Source organism: Haladaptatus cibarius D43 (genome assembly GCF_000710615.1).
Lineage (GTDB): Archaea > Halobacteriota > Halobacteria > Halobacteriales > Haladaptataceae > Haladaptatus > Haladaptatus cibarius.
On record NZ_JDTH01000002.1, the window covers coordinates 754,377 to 774,684 of the forward strand.

At 55.9% G+C, this 20,308-nt stretch carries 24 protein-coding genes; 13 read left to right on the plus strand and 11 right to left on the minus strand.

Features of this window, described 5'->3' with window-relative positions; all coding sequences use genetic code 11:
• Positions 1 to 31 precede the first annotated feature (31 nt).
• Positions 32 to 1,378 (plus strand): alkaline phosphatase family protein, encoded by a 1,347-nt coding sequence (locus HL45_RS09265; protein WP_049970828.1) that lies wholly within the window; start codon positions 32 to 34, stop codon positions 1,376 to 1,378.
• Between the two features lie 188 nt (positions 1,379 to 1,566).
• Entirely contained in the window at positions 1,567 to 2,424 is an 858-nt protein-coding gene (locus HL45_RS09270) for a DMT family transporter (RefSeq protein WP_049970829.1), read from the plus strand.
• A 52-nt stretch (positions 2,425 to 2,476) separates the two neighbouring features.
• On the opposite strand, the gene HL45_RS09275 is transcribed toward HL45_RS09270, so the two are convergent.
• Positions 2,477 to 3,652, minus strand: coding sequence for a CapA family protein (locus tag HL45_RS09275; protein ID WP_049970830.1), 1,176 nt, complete (start codon positions 3,650 to 3,652; stop codon positions 2,477 to 2,479).
• A gap of 143 nt (positions 3,653 to 3,795) precedes the next feature.
• A complete protein-coding gene (locus tag HL45_RS09280; protein ID WP_049971977.1) occupies positions 3,796 to 4,326 on the minus strand; it encodes an SRPBCC family protein in 531 nt (176 codons plus the stop codon).
• Between the two features lie 167 nt (positions 4,327 to 4,493).
• On the opposite strand from HL45_RS09280, the gene HL45_RS09285 reads away from it, so the two are divergent.
• Both HL45_RS09285 and HL45_RS09290 read left to right on the plus strand, forming a co-directional pair.
• Entirely contained in the window at positions 4,494 to 4,841 is a 348-nt protein-coding gene (locus tag HL45_RS09285) for a C2H2-type zinc finger protein (protein WP_211250846.1), read from the plus strand.
• A 54-nt stretch (positions 4,842 to 4,895) separates the two neighbouring features.
• Positions 4,896 to 5,660: an FAD-binding protein gene (locus tag HL45_RS09290; RefSeq protein WP_049970831.1), complete on the plus strand. Its 765-nt coding sequence runs from the start codon at positions 4,896 to 4,898 to the stop codon at positions 5,658 to 5,660.
• Positions 5,661 to 5,995: 335 nt separating this feature from the next.
• On the opposite strand, the gene sugE is transcribed toward HL45_RS09290, so the two are convergent.
• Entirely contained in the window at positions 5,996 to 6,319 is a 324-nt protein-coding gene (gene sugE, locus HL45_RS09295) for a quaternary ammonium compound efflux SMR transporter SugE (protein WP_049970832.1), read from the minus strand.
• A 121-nt stretch (positions 6,320 to 6,440) separates the two neighbouring features.
• On the opposite strand from sugE, the gene HL45_RS09300 reads away from it, so the two are divergent.
• Positions 6,441 to 8,372, plus strand: a complete 1,932-nt coding sequence (locus HL45_RS09300; protein WP_233274733.1) for an ABC transporter ATP-binding protein — start codon at positions 6,441 to 6,443, stop codon at positions 8,370 to 8,372.
• 53 nt (positions 8,373 to 8,425) lie between these two features.
• Entirely contained in the window at positions 8,426 to 9,598 is a 1,173-nt protein-coding gene (gene coaBC, locus HL45_RS09305; RefSeq protein WP_049970833.1) for a bifunctional phosphopantothenoylcysteine decarboxylase/phosphopantothenate--cysteine ligase CoaBC, read from the plus strand.
• A 41-nt stretch (positions 9,599 to 9,639) separates the two neighbouring features.
• Here coaBC and HL45_RS09310 read toward each other — a convergent pair whose 3' ends face one another.
• Positions 9,640 to 10,551 (minus strand): hypothetical protein, encoded by a 912-nt coding sequence (locus HL45_RS09310; protein WP_049970834.1) that lies wholly within the window; start codon positions 10,549 to 10,551, stop codon positions 9,640 to 9,642.
• Between the two features lie 637 nt (positions 10,552 to 11,188).
• On the opposite strand from HL45_RS09310, the gene HL45_RS22045 reads away from it, so the two are divergent.
• Positions 11,189 to 11,953, plus strand: coding sequence for a helix-turn-helix transcriptional regulator (locus tag HL45_RS22045; RefSeq protein WP_449404102.1), 765 nt, complete (start codon positions 11,189 to 11,191; stop codon positions 11,951 to 11,953).
• 306 nt (positions 11,954 to 12,259) lie between these two features.
• Positions 12,260 to 12,688: a type IV pilin gene (locus HL45_RS09320; protein ID WP_084156985.1), complete on the plus strand. Its 429-nt coding sequence runs from the start codon at positions 12,260 to 12,262 to the stop codon at positions 12,686 to 12,688.
• Positions 12,689 to 12,702: 14 nt separating this feature from the next.
• Here HL45_RS09320 and HL45_RS09325 read toward each other — a convergent pair whose 3' ends face one another.
• Together HL45_RS09325 and HL45_RS20990 are read right to left on the minus strand one after the other, a co-directional pair.
• The gene (locus tag HL45_RS09325) at positions 12,703 to 13,560 is read right to left on the minus strand and encodes a homing endonuclease associated repeat-containing protein (RefSeq protein ID WP_049970837.1); all 858 of its coding nucleotides are present in this window, start codon (positions 13,558 to 13,560) and stop codon (positions 12,703 to 12,705) included.
• Complete coding sequence (locus HL45_RS20990) at positions 13,472 to 13,732, minus strand: homing endonuclease associated repeat-containing protein (protein ID WP_162472539.1); 261 nt, start codon at positions 13,730 to 13,732, stop codon at positions 13,472 to 13,474. Before HL45_RS20990 ends, HL45_RS09325 begins: the two co-directional genes overlap by 89 nt.
• Positions 13,733 to 14,539: 807 nt before the next feature.
• Between HL45_RS20990 and hpt the strand changes: the two genes are divergently transcribed.
• From hpt to HL45_RS09350, 5 genes are read left to right on the plus strand one after another with little or no spacing between them, the layout of a single operon-like run.
• Positions 14,540 to 15,106: a hypoxanthine/guanine phosphoribosyltransferase gene (gene hpt / locus HL45_RS09330; RefSeq protein WP_049970838.1), complete on the plus strand. Its 567-nt coding sequence runs from the start codon at positions 14,540 to 14,542 to the stop codon at positions 15,104 to 15,106.
• Between the two features lie 25 nt (positions 15,107 to 15,131).
• Positions 15,132 to 15,455, plus strand: a complete 324-nt coding sequence (locus tag HL45_RS09335; RefSeq protein ID WP_233274734.1) for a hypothetical protein — start codon at positions 15,132 to 15,134, stop codon at positions 15,453 to 15,455.
• Between the two features lie 45 nt (positions 15,456 to 15,500).
• Positions 15,501 to 15,752, plus strand: a complete 252-nt coding sequence (locus HL45_RS09340) for a hypothetical protein (protein WP_049970840.1) — start codon at positions 15,501 to 15,503, stop codon at positions 15,750 to 15,752.
• Positions 15,753 to 15,755: 3 nt separating this feature from the next.
• Positions 15,756 to 16,283 carry a hypothetical protein gene (locus HL45_RS09345; protein ID WP_049970841.1) on the plus strand — a complete coding sequence of 176 codons (528 nt, stop codon included), beginning with the start codon at positions 15,756 to 15,758 and terminating at the stop codon, positions 16,281 to 16,283.
• A gap of 6 nt (positions 16,284 to 16,289) precedes the next feature.
• Positions 16,290 to 16,502 (plus strand): hypothetical protein, encoded by a 213-nt coding sequence (locus tag HL45_RS09350; protein WP_049970842.1) that lies wholly within the window; start codon positions 16,290 to 16,292, stop codon positions 16,500 to 16,502.
• Between the two features lie 2 nt (positions 16,503 to 16,504).
• Here HL45_RS09350 and HL45_RS09355 read toward each other — a convergent pair whose 3' ends face one another.
• From HL45_RS09355 to HL45_RS09375, 5 genes are all read right to left on the minus strand, one after another.
• Complete coding sequence (locus HL45_RS09355) at positions 16,505 to 16,762, minus strand: hypothetical protein (RefSeq protein WP_049970843.1); 258 nt, start codon at positions 16,760 to 16,762, stop codon at positions 16,505 to 16,507.
• 32 nt (positions 16,763 to 16,794) lie between these two features.
• The gene (locus HL45_RS09360) at positions 16,795 to 17,250 is read right to left on the minus strand and encodes a hypothetical protein (RefSeq protein WP_049970844.1); all 456 of its coding nucleotides are present in this window, start codon (positions 17,248 to 17,250) and stop codon (positions 16,795 to 16,797) included.
• Positions 17,247 to 17,741: a hypothetical protein gene (locus HL45_RS09365; protein WP_049970845.1), complete on the minus strand. Its 495-nt coding sequence runs from the start codon at positions 17,739 to 17,741 to the stop codon at positions 17,247 to 17,249. The genes HL45_RS09360 and HL45_RS09365 overlap by 4 nt, the downstream gene beginning before the upstream one ends.
• A 77-nt stretch (positions 17,742 to 17,818) precedes the next feature.
• Positions 17,819 to 19,183: an ABC transporter ATP-binding protein gene (locus HL45_RS09370; protein ID WP_049970846.1), complete on the minus strand. Its 1,365-nt coding sequence runs from the start codon at positions 19,181 to 19,183 to the stop codon at positions 17,819 to 17,821.
• Entirely contained in the window at positions 19,153 to 20,304 is a 1,152-nt protein-coding gene (locus tag HL45_RS09375) for an ABC transporter ATP-binding protein (protein WP_049970847.1), read from the minus strand. Before HL45_RS09375 ends, HL45_RS09370 begins: the two co-directional genes overlap by 31 nt.
• Positions 20,305 to 20,308 lie beyond the last annotated feature (4 nt).

Consider the following 20,308-nt stretch of genomic DNA (forward strand, 5'->3'; position numbering starts at 1 on the left):
GTTCTTGTAGTCGCCTGTGGTAGGGCCGCGTATGGGTCTCTTCGATAGGCTCCGTGGAGATGACGACCCCCGGGTAGCCTTCTTTGGTATCGACGGCGTGCCGTATAGCTTTCTTAAAAACAACGCCTCGGAATTCCCGAACATTGCGTCTCTTGCGAAGGAGGGAAGCGCCGGTGCAATAGACAGTATCGTTCCCCCCGAATCCTCCGCCTGCTGGCCCGCCCTCACGACGGGTGTCAACCCCGGCGAGACCGGTGTGTACGGTTTCCAAGACCGGGAAGTCGGTTCCTACGACACCTACGTTCCGATGGGTCGAGACGTGCAGGCGACGCGAATTTGGGACCGCGTGGCAGAATCGGGCCGTGACGCGACCGTGATGAACGTCCCCGTGACGTTCCCGCCACAGCGAAACGTCCAGCGGATGGTTTCGGGATTCCTGTCGCCCGGCGTGGACAAGGCGGCGTACCCCGACGAACTGCGAAATCACCTGAACTCCATCGACTATCGCATCGACGCGAACGCGAAGTTGGGACACAAAGAGGACAAATCCGAGTTCATCGAAAACGCCCACGAGACGCTCGAAGCGCGCTACGAGGCGTTCCGCCACTACATCGAGCAGGACGACTGGGATCTCTTTTTCGGCGTCTTCATGACAACCGACCGCGTGAACCACTTCCTGTTCAAACATTACGAGGAGGACGGCGAGTACAAACAGGAGTTCATCGACTTCTACAAGAAGGTGGACGAATACCTCGGCAAACTCCGCGACGCCCTCGCGGACGACGTGACGATGGTCGTCGCAAGCGACCACGGTTTCACCAGCCTTGACCACGAAGTTCACTTCAACCAGTGGCTCGCGGACGAGGGCTGGCTCTCCTACGAAGACGACGACCACGAGGAACTCGGTGACATCGCCGACGAGACGAAGGCGTACTCGCTCATTCCGGGTCGATTCTACGTCAATCTCGAAGGGCGCGAACCGCGCGGAAGCGTCCCCGAAGACGAGTACGAGGAAGTGCGCGCCGAGCTTAAGGAGAAACTCGAAAACCTCGAAGGGCCAAACGGCGAGAAGGTCTGTGCCCAAGTCGTCGAGAAGGAAGACGCCTTCCACGGCGACCACGAGGACATCGCTCCCGACCTCGTCGCCATCCCGAACCACGGCTTCGACCTCAAAGCCGGGTTCAAGGGCCACGACGACGTGTTCGGCGTCGGCCCGCGAAACGGTATGCACAGCTTCGACAACGCGTCGCTGTTCGTTGACGATTCGAACGTGACCATTCCGGAGGACGTTGACCTACTCGACATCGCGCCGACGATTCTCGACCTGATGGGTGTCGAATACTCCGCGAGCGAGCTCGACGGTCGTAGTTTGGCCTGAAAACGGCGATTTTGGAAACCGCCGAGTTCGTTTTTCTCCGAGCGCTTTCATTCGATTTCGACCAACTGTCACTCGGCTCTGACCGACTTTCGTCCGACATCTATTTTCGGCGGGAACGCTCCCCGGGGAGCGTTCCCGCTTTCCGCTTGCGAATCTGTTTTATCGGCGAACTGCAAAACCCGGGATGAATGAGCGACAGAGTCGGTGTTCTGCTGGTCGTCGTCTCCGCGGTCGGATTCGGCACTCTCGGCATCTTCGGCAAACTCGCGGCGGACGCCGGACTGTCGATTCCGACCGTCCTCTTCTTTCGGTTTCTGCTCGCCACCGTACTTGTTTGGATGGGACTCGCCGCCCGAGGACGACTCCACCGGTTTTCCGGCAGGAACTTGGCCATCGGACTCGGCCTCGGCGCGTTCGGCTACGCACTGATGAGCGGTCTGTACTTCTGGGGCTTGTCGTTCATGACCGCCGGACTCGTCGGTATTTTGCTCTACACGTATCCGGTCTTCGTCGTGGTGCTGTCCGCGCTCGTCCTCGACGAGCGCGTGACTTCGAAAACCGCGTTCGCCTTAGTTCTCGCCCTCTCCGGCGTCGCGCTCATTACGGGTGGCAACCCGGCGGGCGCAGACCCGCGCGGAATCGTCATCGTTCTCGTCGGCGCTGTGGTGTACGCAGGGTACATCACGGTCGGTCGGGTCGCGCTGGACAGCGTTCCGGCAGACCAACTGACGGCCCACGTCCTTCCGGCGGCAGCCTGTGCATACCTGTTTTTCGGCTCGGTTACGGGTAAACTGTCGGTTCCCGGCGCGATTTCCGAGTGGGCAATCGTCGTCGCCATCGCCGTCATCGCAACCGCGATTCCCATCTTCACGTTCTTCGCCGGAATCGACAGAATCGGTGCAAGTCGGGCCAGCATCGTCAGCACCGTCGAACCCGTCGTGACGCTTCTTCTCGGGGCGGCGATTCTCGCGGAACCGATTACTGCGGTGACGGTCGGCGGCGGTGGGTTGGTGCTCATCGGCGTGTTGTTGGTGCAGGTTGAGTAGCCATCATCGTCGAAAGCCACGAAAATCACGTCGTCTTTAGAGTCGAACTACGTTAGAGTTGAACTACGAGGCCGTCGCCATCTCGTTCGTATGTCGTCTCGAACGGCTTCGAGCGTGCGTGTAGCGTCTCTCGAAGCCATGCCGCCTCACTTTCGGTGGCGGAACGGACGCCGTCGTCGATGTGAAACGGAACGAGCCGTATTTCCTCGAAATCTCCGTCTTTGAGCACGACTTCGAAGAGATAGCTCTTGTCGTTGCCAAGGTCGTCTTTAATGCCGAAATCGTCAACAAGGTCGCCAGTGTCGTGGAGAATGATGCCGTCGCCGTACTGCTCGACTGATTGGACGACGTGCGCGCTATGACCGTGAACGAGGTCAACACCCTGTTCCACGAGCCAGTGGCCGAATGCGACGAGTCGGTCGTTGGGGTGCTCTATCCAGTTTTCTCCCCAATGGAGCGATACGACGAGCAAATCTGGGTTCGTTGACTGTGCGCGCTCGATTGCGTTTCCAACGAGCCGCTGAGTTCTCGGATTTTCGGGGTCTGTCTTTGCCCACGCAATTCCGGGTCGGTCGTCAGTCGCGGCGTACACTTCGTACTCGTCGGAAAACGAAACGACGGCGACGTCGAGGCCGCCGACGGAAAACGTCGCTGGCTCCCACGCCTCCGTCGGAGTCTCACCAGTCCCCGCGTTTGCGATTCCACCCTCGTCGAGTGTGTCTATCGTATCGGTTAGAGCGGCCGCTCCGAAATCCATCGAGTGATTGTTCGATAGCGTTGCGAACCGAATGTTCCCGGCGTTGAGTGCGGGCACTGCCCAATCGGGGTCGCCTCGGAAATAGTACGCGCGGTCTGGAAACGGTTCGCCTCGCTTCGAGAGACAGCATTCGAGGTTGCAAAAGACACCGTCGAGAGATTCGAGTTCGGATTGAAAGTCGCCCCAAATGGTTGCCGGGTTGGTGTCTCCATCACCATAAATCCCGTTGAGGCCCCGTCCGACCATCGTGTCACCCGCGAATCCGATCGTTGTCTCGCGGTGTTCGTCTTGGGTCGTGGTCTGCCTCTCGGGCAGCTCGGTCGTATCGGTCGTGTTACCATTGCCCGACGGGGGATTAGTATCGGACGAACGAGTCCCGTCCGTGGACGGCGAATTATTCGAGTTTCCTACACAGCCTCCAACCGACACCGCCCCCACAGCCGTGAGGAATGCCCGTCGATTTCTATCCATTTTCTATAAATACTACCGCAATTGCATAAATAATTGATGTATGGATAAATCAGCTTCTTACACCTAGTCGTGGCAAAATCGCTGCTGAACCAATCACTCGACTCGAAAGCACGTGATACCAAAACGCCAGTGAAAATCGAGACTCAGACTGAATCCGGTTTGTCGTGAACCACGAGATTCACGTCGCGTTTTTCGCCCTCCAAATCCGCGACGATTCGCTCTACGACGCGCTCTGCTTCCTTCAGCACGAGCGGTTTCACTTTGTTCACGACCCAGCCCATCGAGACGAACATCGGCAAGTTGAGCATGCCGCTGTCGGCCGAATCCGCGTCGAAGTTGATGGAAATCCACACCCGTGAAGCGGTTTCTTTGCCCTCGGGGGCTTCCTCGGGAACTTCTTCGACTCGCCAGTGGCCGTGGGCGTGAATGTCTTTGATTATCTTCCAGTCGATGCGATTCGGGTGATCGAGTTCCGTCACTTCGGAGCGCACGGTGTACTGCACTTTCCACCATTTCAGGTGGATGTCGTACTCCGTCCCCGGCCCACCGTCGCCCTCGCGGGTGACGCCGGTGAGGTGTTCCGAATAGTTTGCGTAGCCCGGAAAGTCGATGAGGAACTCGTAGGCCTCCTCCGGCGGCACGTAGACGACGGTGCTGAGTTCGACTGAATCCACACCGTTCAGTTCTGTGGGACTGAAAGTAAATATTCCGGCGAACAGTGGCCGGTGGTCGTATTGGGTCAGGCGTACCAGTCGAAAGTCGGTACACGAAGCAACCATGTAAAACCGAGGTTGCGTGTGCCAGTAGAATCGTTTCAACGCTACCGCGAAAAGCGTAGAGCATGGCAGAATCAGAAGCAGACAAATTTTCGTGTGAACAGTGCGACGAATCGTTCGAACGGAAAGAACAGTTGAACGAGCATCTGAAAGAATCTCACGGCGTCGCCCCGAACGAAGCCAGTGAAGATGCCGCGGCGGCGGGGTCGGATGCCAGTGCATCGACTGGGTCTATCACCGAGGAAACGAACGACTCTCCGTCGGCGGCGGAGCCGTCCGAGGCCGCTGGCCCGTCCGAGAGTGATGCGGACGTTCGTCCTGAAACCGCTGACTCTGACTCGGACGAGAATGATTCGGATTCGGACTCTGATAACGGCGATTCGGATTCCGATTCTGACGAAGACGGTTCTTAAACGCGGCGGCGGCCAACACCGCAGTTTATACTGCCCCACGAGCAACCCCCGACCATGACACGCTACGACGTAGTCATCGTCGGCGGCGGTGTCGCGGGACTTTCCGCGGGCACCTTCACCGCCCGCGCAGACCTCGACACGCTGGTCGTGAACGACGGGGTTTCGATTCTCTACCGAAACGCTATTTTGGAGAACTTCCCCGGTTTCCCTGCCGGAATCGACTCGCGCCTGTTCTGCCTGATGCTGGAAGAGCAGGCCGAACGCGCCGGTTGCGCCCGACTCGACGCGACGGTTTCGGACGTGCGACACGCGGACGAAGATAACGATGGCGAAGGCGACGGCGAATCCGTCGCCTTCGCGGTCGAAACCGAGGACGAAACCATCGACGCAGATCGAGTCATCGCGGCGTCGTGGTCGGATTCCGGCTACCTCGACGGACTCGGCCTCGATTTCGAGCGGTCGGGAAGCAAGCAGTTCGTTTCTGTGGACGACACGGGACGAACCGGCGTCGATGGCCTTTACGCCGCCGGACGACTGGCGGACAAGTACCACCAAGCAATCGTTTCTGCGGGCCACGGGTCGCAGGTCGGACTTACCGTGGTTCACGACGCCGACTCCGATTTCTACCACGACTGGGTCGCCCCGGAGGGCTACTTCACCAACCGCGACCGCGAGGTTCCGGTGGGTTGCGAAGAGATTTCGGAGGACGAACGCCAGCGTCGGGCGCGCAAGGCACACGACCGCCTTCGGAAGTACGTCGAGGAGTGGGAGGACGAGACGCCCGTTCCGCATCCGAGTTTCGTCGAAGAGATGGAATAAGGCGTGCGCGAGTCGGCGGGAAAGTGCGACTTTATAGAACTGCGTTTTCCCGTTCGGCGCGGGGGAGTGAACGAAGTGAACGACTCGCGCGAGGGATGACCGAATGGCGTTCTCGTGAGCGAATGCGAAACGAGAACCCGGACGAGGTTCGCTCGTCCGGAATGAGGGAAGAGGCTGGGGAGGGCGAGGTGCGGTTGCGGTTATTTTGGAGCCGGAAGTAGCTAGCTACGGCTCACTCATTCACTAGTATGCCGTTAGTTGATGCCGAGTCCAATAAAACCGCTCCGCACCGCCACCGTGGTTTGTTTCGTTTCTGTTTCGAATACCTGTCCGACTCAGTGTCCACCCGAGGAGAGGTGCAGGCCGACGATGCCGACGACGATGAGGCCGATGAAGGCGACCCGAACCAACTCCGCAGACTCCTCGAACAGGACGATGCCGAGCGTCGCGGTGCCGACCGCGCCAATGCCAGTCCAAACCGCGTAGGCTGTTCCGACGGGAAGCGTTTTGAGGGCTTCCGCCAGCAGTATCATGCTGATAACGAGGGCGACGACGGTGCCGACGGAAGGCCAGAATTTCGAGAGGCCGTCCGAGTATTCCAGCCCGATAGCCCACGCGATTTCGAACAATCCAGCGACAATCAGAATTTTCCACGACATTGGTTCGACTTGGAACGGACACGTGGAGTGTATTCCGTTTCGGTTCGCAGTCGCGGTCGTCTCCCGCCCTGCCGAAATCCAAGTGACTTTATCAATCTGTTCTGAACCGTCTACGAAATGAATGGGGCTCGAAATGAGTGACGACGAGGTAGACCCGAACGAATTGGGAGAGTCGGTCGAACGACCGATGTTTCGGCTGTTCACCGAGTATGGCGACGACCACATCCACTGGTTTATCATTGGCCTGCTGACGAGCATCTCCGCGAGGTTTCTCGCGCTCGTTCCCCCAGTCGTCCTCGGTGTCGCGCTGGATGCCGTCTTCTACGAGGAAAAGGCCTATTCGCTTCCACTTCTGCCGGAGGCGTGGATTCCCGGGAGTACGATGGGACAGTTCTGGCTTTCCATTCAAATCATGGCGGTTTCGATGGTTCTCGCCGCCTTCAGCAATTTTGCGCGGTCGTCAAGTCTAAACCTGTTTTCCCATCGCGTGAAACACGAGGTTCGGACGGAGACGTATCAGTGGATGCAACGACTCGATATGGAGTTCTTCGACGACCACAAAACGGGAGAACTCATGAGCATCCTGAACAACGATACGAACCGACTCGAACTGTTCCTCGATAACATGATGGGGAGCGCCATCCAACTCGTCGTTCTCGTCATCGGAATTGGCTGGGTTCTGTTCACCATCAACGGGCAGTTGGCGCTGGTCACCCTCTCGGTCATTCCCATCGCGGCGCTGTTTACGTGGTGGTTCATGCGCCGAGTCGAGGCGTTTTACGCCGATATTCGCTCCTCGGTCGGCGATTTGAACACGCGATTAGAGAACAACCTCGCTGGCGTCGAAGTCATCAAAACCGCCGGAACGGAGGAGTTCGAGGACGAGCGAGTTCGAAAAGCGTCATACAAATATTTCCAACGCGACTGGAAGGCGCTTCGGATGAACTTCATCTACCGCCCCGGACTACAACTGCTCACGTCAATCGCGTTCATCGCCACCTTCATCGTCGGCGGACTGTGGTATCTCTCCGAACCGCCACTGGGATTCTCCGGGACGCTCTACGTCGGCCAACTCGTCACCTTCCTCCTCCTGACTCAGCGCATGGTCGAACCCCTGACCCAGATGAGCGAAGTCGTGGACAGATACGAGGACGCGAAAGCCTCCTCGCGGCGCATCTTCGGTCTGATGTCGATTCCGCCCGCCATTACCAGCAGTCCGGACGCCGTCGAACTCGATTCCGTTGAAGGCCGAGTTGACTACGACCACGTGGATTTCTCTTACGAAGACGACGGCGAGCGAGTCCTGCAGGACATAACCTTCACCGCAGACCCCGGCGAGACGGTCGGCCTCGTCGGGCCGACCGGCGCAGGAAAATCCACGATTTGCAAACTCCTGCCGCGCCTCTACGACGTGACGGGCGGCGAGATTCGAGTCGATGGAACCGACGTTCGAGATTTGACCGTCGAAAGCCTCCGCGAACACATCGGCTACGTCGGACAGGACACGTTCCTCTTCGACGGAACAGTGAAAGAGAACATCAAATACGGAGCGTTCGACGCGGAAGAAGAAGCAATCATTGCCGCCGCGAAAGCCGCGGAAGCCCACGAGTTCGTTACCAATCTCCCCGAGGGCTACGACACGCGAGTCGGGGAACGCGGCGTGAAACTCTCCGGCGGCCAACGCCAACGAATCTCCATCGCGCGAACGATTCTGGCCGACCCCGAACTGCTCGTGTTGGACGAGGCGACGAGCGCGGTGGACACCGAGACGGAGATGCTCATCCAGCGCAGTCTCGACAAACTCACCGAAGACCGAACGACGTTCATTATCGCCCACCGACTTTCGACGGTGAAAGGAGCGGACACGATTATCTCGGTCGAAAACGGGGAAATCGTAGAACGCGGTACCCACGACGAACTGCTGGGCAACGACGGCCTCTACGCAGACCTCTGGCGGGTGCAGGCGGGCGAAATAGACGCGCTTTCGACCGAGTTCGTGAAGGAAGCATCCCGACGGGCGAGCGCAAATCAGGTAAATCAGGGGTCGAACTGAATCAAGGCTCGAACCAGTTACCTTTTACGGGCTACCGAACCCAGTAGCGGGTAATGCTTAGCGGAGTGAACGTGGCGTTGGGGGTGACGGGAAGCATCGCGGCGGTGAAAGTGGTCGAGTTGGCACACGAACTGCGCAGGCGAGGCGCAAACGTCCGGGCGGTGATGTCGAACAGTGCGCAGGGCATCATCAACCCGTGGGCCGTCGAGTTCGCAACCGACAACCACGTGGTCACCGAAATCACGGGCAAGGTCGAACACGTCGAACTCTGTGGCCGCGACGAGTGGGCCGACGTATTTCTCATCGCTCCGGCGACGGCGAACACGGTCGGGAAAATCGCGGGCGCGGTGGACGACACCCCGGTGACGACCTGTGCGACGACTGCCCTCGGCGCGGACGTTCCGGTCGTCATCGCGCCAGCAATGCACGAGCCGATGTACGACCATCCCGGCGTCCTCGACGCCATCGAGCGCGTCGAGTCGTGGGGCGTCGATTTCGTCGAACCGCGCATCGAAGAGGGGAAAGCGAAAATCGCCACCGAGGATATGATTGCGCTCGACGTGGCGAGAGCGACCGGCGACCAACCCCTCGCCGGAAAAGGAATCGTCGTCACCAGCGGCGCGACGAGCGAACCCATCGACCCAGTCCGGGTGTTGACCAGTCGCGCCTCGGGAAAAACGGGCAGAGCGGTCGCCCGCGCCTGCTACGTCGCGGGCGCGAACGTCGCGCTCGTCCACGACGCGCCGGACGTGCCCTACGCAACCGGCGTGCGGGTCGAAACTGCCGAGGAGATGACGGATGCCGTGAACGACCTCGTGACGGCGTTTCCCGCGGACGCCCTGATTTCCGTGGCCGCAATCAGCGACTACACGACAGATACGGCAGATCAAAAGATTCGCTCTGGGCAAGACCTCTCGCTCGATTTGCAACCGACGCGGAAACTCATCGACACGGTTCGTGAGAGTCACCCTGATATCCCAATCGTTGGCTTCAAGGCCGAAACGAGCGGCGACGACACAGCGATGGTCGCCGCCGCCCGCGAAACGCTCGTCCGTGCGGAGTGTTCGTTCGTCGTGGCGAACGACGCGAGCGTGATGGGCGAAGACGAAACGCGAACGCTGTTCGTCCGCGACAACAGCGTTCGGAAATACAGCGGGAGCAAAAAAGAACTGGGAACTCGCGTAGCGAAAGAAGTCGCAGAGGAGTTATCAGCGGCAAGGCGATAATTCGGAATGCAACGTCGGAGATAACCGAAGAACAGCACGATTTACGACTTATTCGGGAGGAATGCCATACCGAGAAGGAGGATTGCAGCAAGCATACCGAGTATCACGATTCCCCAAAATCCGGCGAATCGTTCCGTTTGGTGGCGAACATCGTCCAACTGTGTCTGATAGCCATCAACATCGCTCGACAGGACGAGCGTGCTGTTATCGGGATAATGGACAGCGTACTGCTTTCCGTTCAACTCCGCTGTTCCTCCTGCCGGGAACTGGAACTTCTCGGGCGTTCCGCCGCGAACCAGCGTCGTTTTGATGGCGGTCGTTTCACCGAGGGAAACCGAGTTCGTTTTTGGCCCAGTCCATTGGAGCGTCATCGATTGATTCGTGATATTCTGAACAGTCGTGGAATTGTTCTGGTATTGGAACTGATTACCTTCTCGAAGTTCTTGCGTATCGGGTTGGTCGAACTGCTGGCGTTTGTACTCGTCAACTGGAACCAGTGACTTGTTGGTACTGGAATTGTCGCTCGTCTCGTTGACGACCACGTAGGTCACACCATTCTGCTTAACCGTCTGCGTGTCCTCGCTCAGGTTCTGGACTTCGCTGAGCGTTGCAGTCGTCGGGTTCGACTCGTTCGGGATGAGGACGCGATATGTTACGTTGTCGTTTGTTTGGAGGGTGGAGTTGTTCTCCAACGACGCGGAAAACATCGCGGATTGATTCGTCCATGTCGCTTCAGCGGAGCGAACGAGTTCGCCGTCCTCGTTTACTGTTGCACTAATGTCAGAAATGTTGTACTCGCGATTATCAACCGAGAACGTGTCTCCGGAGGTAGCACTATAGTCTGGGTTGTCTACCTCGGCCACAGGCTGTGCTGCAGTTGCGAGCATGATGTACGACCCTGTTACGATCAGGAAAAAGAACGCCGCATACAGGGCGGCAGCGCGTCGTTGCATAGTTTTAGGTAAACCAGATATTCATAAAATAGTTACTATTCATCTTCCGAGAAAAATGGTTATTGTCTGTTTATATTGGTGTGCTAACTGGGCTAAGACCCGCAACGAAACACCAGCCATCCGGATCGTCGCCACTATCCCAGCTGACTTCGATCATGTTCTCGTTGCTACCGGAATCATAGACTTCGCCAAAAATTGTCGTTCCGTAAGGCCGTTCACACCGTCAGTTGCACTTCCGAGGCAATTTGAACTTGCATCCGGCTGTACGAAAACCGAAACACGGTCGTCGCCATCACTATCAGTAACTCAGTGATCCTTGTGGAGCTGTACTGTTACATCAGATGCCGATGCACTCATCGTTGCAGCAAGGCCTGCAGTCGCAACCGCACTGGATTTGAGAATTTTTCGACGGGTCCTGTCGACTTCTTTTGCCATTGGTTTTGACACCGTCTATACATCCAGATCTTACCAATAAGTAATAACTAGTAATTGAATTATTTATTTTAACAACTAATATTTGATTTTTCTACTATTATGTGGAAATCTATTTAATATAAAATAATATTTACTACTATGAATCTTAAGCCCTCCACCTGTTAATCGAGACTATCCCGAGACGGGGAAATATCTGTCACCAATCCTTGGCGAACCAAAACAAAAGTCCGAATTAATTGAGCAGTTAGATGAGCCACGGTCAACCGTTGATCGGGGAATTCGGCAGTTGGTATCGAACGGTTTTGCGGAGCGTACTGCAAACGGCTATCGAAGCACTGCTTTTGGTCGATTAGTGTATCGAAATTTTATCGATACAATTACAATTTGTCAAGAGATGAAGCGGGCACAGATTATGATTGAACAAACTCAAAATGTCGCACTTGTAGACGATGCTCTCTTTCGGAATCCAGAATTCACATTTCCATCACAAAGCACACCTAACCAACCTCTCCGCCGACTACACGAGAAATTTCTGGGAGCGTCGTGTATAAAGATACTCTCTCCCGCATTATTCGAAAATTCGGTAAACAAGTATCACGAGTATATAATCGACGAATCGACCGAATTAGAGTTCGTGCTATCGAAAGACTGTATTCAAACTCTAATAGCGAAATATCCAGATAAATTACAAACTGCGGTGAATGCAGAGCAAGCAACGATATTTCAGTCGCCTAGTAAACCACCGTTTGAATTAGTTATCAGTCAACACGACGCTCATCGGATGGTTGCGGTAGTGCTTCAAGGAGTCCATGGTATCTCGGGGTTACTTTTAGCAACGAATCGAAGTGCAATCGACTGGGGTATCCGATTCTATCAACAGTACAGGGGCAGGGGAAAGCACATACAACACACCCTGGCTCGTTTACCATCTACACAGCAACCGCAATTGGTTGGCCTCTCACAGTGAGTGTCCACCGAAACCCCGGTTGTTCGGTCAAAAGACAGAAAGACAGAATTATGTAAATAATCCCATATTTATAATAGAATTTCCTACGGATGAATTATCATATTCTAATACATGGATATAGACAGCCATATCTTTATTAGGTAGGAGTATCAAAGCCTGTTATAACGCGCTTACCATCCGAAGAAAGCGAATTGAACCGGGGGCGGAAATCTGCTAAATTCGACATTAGAATTTACCTGTCGAGATATTTAGCATGTACGTTTGTCCTCAGTGATGAAAACGCGCGTCGCAGGAGAACACAAACATATGACACTCAAAGAAAAATTCAACGAATTCAGGTCTGAAACAAGATTAGTTTCGCCAGTTATTGGTGTAATTTTAATGGTTGCTATCACTGTAATATTGGCCGCCGTGATAGGGACGTTCGTGATGGGTCTTGGTGACAGCGTTCAAAGCAACGTTCAGGCAGGTGTGAGCGTCGATGCAAATGCACAAGATGATACGATTGACGTAACGTTTACTTCGGAACAGCAGGAAGGAACAAATTTGAATGTTTCTGCTACCATTGTTGGTACTAGTACTGATGAATCCGATGACTTAGACTCAATCGGTCAGTCGCGAACATTCACCGATGTCGATGGAACTTCGATTGACGGTGAAAGCGTCAAGGTTGTCGTGACCGCTGAGGCAGACGGTCGTTCAACCGTTATCTACTCCGAAACGCACGACTTATAAACGGGGTCGGTTATCTACGTTTTCTTTTTCAATGTACTGCTTTCCCACACATAGTGGCAAGACCGACACAATGAAATCAAATTCTTCAATTGATTTGCTTTCTTGTAGCTATCGAACTTTCTCCTCTTTTTCAGATGATGCACATGTAATCCTTCACCAATTGCTTCTCGCTGTTCATCATCTGAAATCCCGCAATCTTGGCAAACGTATCTATCACGCTCTAATGCGAGTTCGCGCTGTTCCGGCCAATTCGGCCCGTAGTCAATTGCACCATCTAAAACACCGTGCGCCTTGTTGATTGCAAGGTTTGAGGCCCGAAGTGCATCGTTCCACGAACCAAACGCTCGAAGATAGGGCCAAATAGAAAATTGCCCATGTTCCGTTAGTTCCATCCATGTTGGTGTTTTTCCAAGCGAACCTGTCAATCTCTGCAATTCCTCTATAAGTTCCTCCTTGGGGATCCCAAGCTCGTGCTCTGGGTCAATGCCAGCTGATACGAGTGCCTCCTCCCAGGAATTGAACTCCCGATAGTACGGTTGATGTGAGTACCGACCGTGTTCGCACATATCCTCTTGAGAAGGCGTTTTTCCCAATTTACTCTCCAACTCAACTAGTGCTTCAACCAGTTCGTCACGCGAAATCCTCCGGCTGGTCGTCGTTTTCGGATCAAGCCCTGCGGCCTCCTTCGCCTCCGGCCACGAACCGAACTGGCGGAAGTATGAATGAGCCGAATACTCTCCGTGTTCGTTCATTTCCTCGAACTTTGGCGGACGACCCAGTTCCTCAGCGAACTCTCGGAGCGCGCGAATTAGCTCCTCGTTCGAGATTCCGTTCTCGTGGTTCGTTTCGAACCCTGAGGCCTGCAGTGTCATTCCACGACCCAAATCGGTTGTAGTACGGCGTCGAAGAATGTGGCCCACGGTCGTTCATTGCGGTTTGTGTCGGCACCTCACCCAACTTCTCTGCAAACGCTTGCAAATCCGAAATCAACTGGTCGGCGGACAGTTTGCTCACCATGTAGTCACTAGTGACTATTTTGACCATCGTATTTAAATTCTCGCTCGAAGAGGGGAAAATGACCCTCTCGAATACCGTTACTCAGCCGGGAAAACGCCGTCAGCCATGATTTCAGGAGAACCCCCCGGGGAGGGGGTGTGGAAACAAATCGAACCCTGCTGGGTCAGAGTAGGGGTTTTGGCAACCGATTTGCTGCAGTGCGGGTCTCTCCCACCCGCATTTGCTCAGAGGAACGGGATGATAAAAGAACTGAGCCTTACCCGCGGTGAAAGTGAAAGTAGTTCGATGACGCGTTGGTTGGAAGCGAGTACAAACAGCGTCTTCGGCATAATAGCACTGATTCTGTCGAAGTGTTGCTTGCTGGTGGCGACCCGAAGGTATGCTCTGCATACGATTCGATTTTTGTGAAGGTGTGTTGGTTACAATTTCCGACTCCAAGCTACGCCTGCGAAAGACGCAGTCTTTCGCGGTACCTGAAAACCCTTGGTTTTCCGTAGCTCGCAAACGGTTCGCGTTTGCTCACCCGAGAAATCTCCGATTTTCTCCGATCCTCGCTCGTCGCTCGCTCTTTCCAGTTGCTCACTTCTCGCTTCGCCCGTTGCCACCAGGCCACAGGAGACCGGGCCTGTGTGCAGGCCCGGCCAAGCCAAGTTCGGCCAGCCGTTTTTGCGAAAACTAATTTTCTGACACCCTGTGGAAAGTCAAGCAATTGAGGGTCGAGAGCGTGGCTCGCATTCGGCACAATATGACAAGAAAAACTACTTCGCCCGCGCCCAACTCACACCCTCGGCGGCGATACCATCACCTTTTACTGCTGGGTTGAATATCCCCAGCATGGACCAGTTGAAGCAGTCGCTTCTCGAAGCCCCGATTATCGAGAAAGACGGATACCACTACTTTGTCCATCCCATCAGCGACGGGATTCCGATGCTCGAACCGACGCTCCTGCGGGAAATCGTCATCAAAATCATCCGCAAGGCGGATTTGGAGAACGTCGATAAAATCGTCACGCCCGCGGCGATGGGGATTCACATCTCGACCGCCGTCTCGCTGATGACCGACATTCCGCTGGTGGTCATCCGCAAGCGAAAGTACGGCTTGGAGGGCGAGGTCGCGCTCTCTCAGCAGACCGGCTACTCCGAGAACGAGATGTACATCAACAACGTCGACGAGGGCGACCGCGTCCTCCTGCTGGACGACGTGCTCAGCACCGGCGGCACGATGAAGGCCGTCACCGAGGCACTCGAATACATCGGCGCGGAAGTCGTGGACGTCTGTGCCGTCATCAAGAAGGTCGGCGCGAACGAACTGGACGACACCGGCTATCAGGTCAAGACGCTCATCAACGTGGACGTAGTGGGCGGCGAGGTCGTCATCGCGGACGAATACGGCGACGGCTGAGATGTTCACCCGTCAGTTCCTGGCGATGATGTCGACGTTCACGCTCGTGACGGGCGCGCTCCTCGTGGGCGACGCGCTCAACGGGACTATCGTTACGAACACGTATGGAATAACCTCGCCAGCGTCCGTTTTCCGGGTCGTTCCCGGCATTGTGCTTATTTGGGTGGGCTACACCCTGCGCGAGAACAAAGAGAAGTTCGTCTCCGCCTACTTCGCCGGGCGAAATGCGGCGGCGAAATCCAACGAGAAATCGAACGATGATGAGTTCGACGAACAGATGTCGCCACTCTCCGAAGATGGTCTGGAGAATCTCGAAGCCCGAAAAAGCGACACGGACGACAACGAGTAAGGCTCATTGCAGAAGTTTTATGCTTGTGCCACAGTAGCACAAACCATGGCGTTAAAAAATAGTGTCCCTCGGTCGCTTCGAGGCCCGGTCGGGCTACTGTCGATAATGGTAGCTCTGTTGGGTATCATTGTCGGGTACATATACGTCCTGTTCGGCATCTCGCTGTACTTCAAACTGATTCCACAGATGGAGAGTACGATGAGTACGGGTGAATCGCTCATCGTTCTCGTTACTGGAATCGCCTTCTTCGGCCTCGGCTACGCTGGCTGGCGCGGTTTCAACTACTTCGCCTACTAAGCTATGGACATCCGAAATCACCCAGAGGCACCGGATTTCAGTGAACTTCAGGACATCGTCATCGAGTCGATTCCACGGGCAGAAATCGAGGCTCGGCGAGCAGACGGTGACGTGCTAGTCGAAGATAACGTCCGCGAACGCGACGACCTGAACGTCGTCGCGTATATCAGTGGTGAGCGCGACGCCTCCCAAAGTGACAACATCGGGATTCCGTACTATCGGCTCACGCAGTTGTTCGGAACCCCGCAATTCCCCGAACTACAGGCAGGAGAAGATATTAGCGGGAGAACGGATGCGACGTTTAAGTATCTCTTTCGGGTGACGTATAAGGGGAACCACGACGAACTTCCAACTGAGTGGCTTATGACAGTTCACGATTCCCACGTCAGGTTTGCCGCCAGTGTCGCCGAATGGCGCGACGAAGCGACGGCGTTCACCGCCGATTCGAAACTCGCGCTCACGACGTACATGCTCGCGCTCCAACTCATCCTCGAACCGGTCGAGTGCGTCTACGAAGAGATGCTCTTTTAGACCATCATGGACGACATTGGTGACCGGGTTTTCTACTGGTTGACCGACGAGACAAACCTGACGATGCTGTTGTTCGGTCTTGCCGCACTGCTCGGACTGTCGAGTCTGTTGTTGTTTTTCGTTTCCGGCGAGCAGTCAGCCTCCCGATTGGAGTTTAGCCTCCTCGTTGCGGCGATGGGTGTCCTGTTCTATCTGACTCTGCGGAACAGCGGCGTCTGAGGCTATCGAGTCACGACGTGCATGATGGTGAACGTGAGCGCAATCGACCCGACGAGCAGGCCACCGAACACGAGCAGTATCGTGTCGTATTCGTACAGGCCGTACCAGTGGCCGCCGTATGCCAGCAGAACGAACGACGGCACCGAGAGCAGTAAGAAAAGCGACGAGAGATAACTGGCCAGCGTCGGGTCGTCACCGTGGTTTGCGAAGGTGCCACGTTCTCGAACCGAGCGTTCGCGCGTGGGAACGTCTTTCGACACAGACCCGTCTACAAACGCACAGAACAAAACCCTTACGTTGAGGCATACGCGTCGATTGTCAGCATCGAAAGATACGCGCCGAGGAACACCGATGAGTAGACGATAATCGCGGCCGTGACCGCAGTTCCGGTCAGCTTCGGGAGCAGAATGTCGCGTGCGCCAGCGGTGTACGAAAGAATCCACAGCGGAGCCACCCACGCACCGACCAGCGTGATGCTCCCGGTAAAGAAGCCGATGAGTCCGACGCGAATGCTTTCGTGGAGGCCGTCCGCGAGCAGATGCGCATACACTCCCGCGAGCGCGGTGATACCCAACACCAACAGTGGGTCAATCGACGCGACCATTAGCTCGGACATGTTGTACGTAAACGCTCCAATTCCCCCGATTGCACCGGTAACGACACCCTTTGCGAGCGCCGACAGCCAGTATCGGCGTCGAATGTTTTTTTGGGCGCTGTCGCCCGACCACTCGTTTGCCGTTTCGGTCATCGTCCACCCTCCTCGGCCCGAACCGGTATCGAAACGTCCTTGTCACCGATTTGGGCCCGAACCGTTCCCGAGAGTACTACTGACTCCGACTCGACTGCTGTTTTCGCTTGCGACGCTCGTTCCGTGTCCAAACCGATTTGTATCGTCGTCTCGACCGTTTCGCCAGCAGGAATCCGGATTTCGTCGAACGAAGTCGTCGTTCCATCCGTCAACTGCACGTCTCCATCGTGTGCGTGGAGAATGCTACTCGTAAAGACGATGTCCCGTCCCGTCGGATTCTGTATCTGGAGCGTCGTAGACAGATGCTCATCGTCGTCCGTGACGGCGTACTCCGTCGGTGTCACATCGACACTACCGCTGTTCATCGTCGCAAGATGGCCTTGCATGGTCGGAACGAACAACCACGCCGTAACTAGCGCAGTGACGACGACTGCACCAACGAGAAGCGGTTGTTTCGGCCAGAGGGCGGAGCGAGTACGTGAATTTGACATGAAGATATGACTGTGGCTATGTGTATCAGTACCGTAAGAGTTTCCCTCGGTGTCGGAAAAGGCGATGTCGATGACGCTCAGTCGGAGGCGTCCGGCGCAACAGCTTCTGGGTTCGACGCCGACGATTCGAACAGATGACAGGCCGCAATCTGGTCGCCGGATTGTTGAAGTTCCGGGTGGCGCTGTTCACACACCGTCTGGAACTCCCGATTGAGTTGCTCCATGGCGTCTTCTTCGTTCCCCTCGATGAGGTCACGAGCGGCAGATCGGAGCGCGTTCTCGGCTTGCCGAGGCATGTCGAGTGACTCTACATCGACTTTCCCATTGTTCTCGGCTTCGTTACGGTGCTCTTCCGGCAGTTCCAACGCGAGTCCGGATGCGAGCAGTTGGTCAACCGCCGAACGTTGTTCGTCGGCATCGATTTCTCCGACGCCGAGGTCGCCCATCGCCGCGCGGCGCTTGAACTGGAACGCTCGCCGGAACGCATCCTGACTACCAGTCCAGTCCTCCGGTGGAATGATTTTCGAACACCGCGGGTGGAACCGACAGCCACTTGGCGGGTTTCGCGGATCTGGAACCTCTCCGGTGACGTTCGCTCGGCGTCGTTCCGCGTCGGGTTCGATTTCCGGTACTGCGTCGAACAGCGCCTCCGTGTAGGGGTGTTTCGAGTTCGTCACCACTTCGCCCGTCGGTCCCTGTTCGATGATGTCCCCGAGGTACATGATGGCCGTTCGGTCGCACATGTATCGGATGAGAGAGAGGTCGTGACTGATGAACAGATAGGTGAGTCCGTACTCGTCTTGCAACTCTTTCATCAGGTTCAGCACGCCCGCTCGGATCGACACGTCGAGCATCGACACTGGCTCGTCACAGACGACAAAATCCGGATTGACGACCAGCGCACGCGCAATCGCAACACGCTGGCGCTCCCCACCCGAGAGTTCCTTCGGGAACTCGTTCAGGTACGCCTCCGCGGGCGAGAGTCCCACGTCGTTCAGCACCTTGACGACCTGCTCCCTTCGGTCTTGGTAGCCGTCTCCGATGTCGTTTATCTTCAACGGCTCGACGACGGACTGGAAGACGGTCATCCGCGGATTCAGACTCTCGAACGGGTCTTGGAATATCATCTGGACGCGCTGGCGGAACACCTTCTGGTCTTCGCGTGAGAGTTGGGTTACGTCTCTGCCGTCGAAGCGAATCGTTCCCTCCGTCGGGTCGTAGAGCTTCACCAGCAGTTTGCCGAGCGTGGTTTTCCCACAGCCGGATTCGCCAGCGATACCCATGATGTCGCCACGGTTGATGGTGAGGTCGACGTTCTGAACTGCCCGAACCGGCTGTGCTTCGTTTCCGAGCAGTCGGTCGACGACACCCACCGACAGGTCGAACAACTTCGAGACGTTCTCGATTTCTACTAGTGGGTCTGCGTTGTGTTCTGATGCCATGTTTCCTCCTTTTGCGCTTCAGTGCGCATCGTTTCGAGTTCGTCAATTCGATAGCAAGCCGACCGGTGCATATCGGGAGAAACCGCTTCCGTTCGCCGTCCTCCTTCCGCCTGTTCAACGTCGTATCCCGGTGGATGTGCCGAATGACATTCGTCCACGACGAACGGACATCGCGGTGCGAACCGACAGCCATCGTTCGGGTCGAGCAGCGTCGGTGGCGACCCCGGTATCGAGATGAGTTCCTGTTGTGCTTCTTCGACCGTCGGGAACGAGTTCTTCAACCCGAGCGTGTACGGGTTTGCGGCGTTGTTGAGCACCTCACCCATTGGACCGCTTTCCATCATCTTCCCGCCGTACATCACGGCGAGTTTGTCACAGATTTCGGCCATGACGCTGATGTCGTGGCTCACGACGAGGATTGCGACGTTGAACTCGTCTTGTAGCGCTTCGAGTTCCTCAAGGATACGGTCTTGAATGATAACGTCGAGTGCCGTCGTCGGTTCGTCCGCGATGAGCAAATCCGGGTTGCACGCCATCGCCATCGCAATAACGGCGCGCTGTTTCATCCCCCCACTGAACTGGTGGGCATAATCGTCTGCGCGGTCGGGTTCGATACCCACGCGTTCGATGAGGTCGCGTGCGCGTTCGTCCGCTTCCTCTACGGGAGTGCCCGGTTCGTGACGCAGTATTGCTTCCGTGATCTGGTCACCGACTTTGTACACCGGGTTGAGCGCGTTCATCGCACTCTGTGGAATGAGCGCGATGTCCCGCCACCGGACGTCTCGAATCTGTTGGTTGTCCAGTTTTGCGAGGTCGGTTTTTCCGTCCGCTCTAACCGGGTATCGGTCGTCGTTGATTATCTCTTGTCGCGCGTTTCCATTTTCGTCCTCCCATTCGGGAAGGGTTCCGTCGAACCAGATTTCACCACTCTCGACGTATCCGTTCGAGTCGAGCAGGTGGATGAGTGATTTTGCTAACGTCGTTTTTCCGCACCCCGATTCACCGACGAGTCCGTAGGTTTCGCCGTGACTAACGTTGAACGTGACACCATCGACTGCGTGAACTTGCTTGTCTCCGGCGTCGTAGCGAACACGAAGGTCGTTTACTTCTAACAGTGACATATCA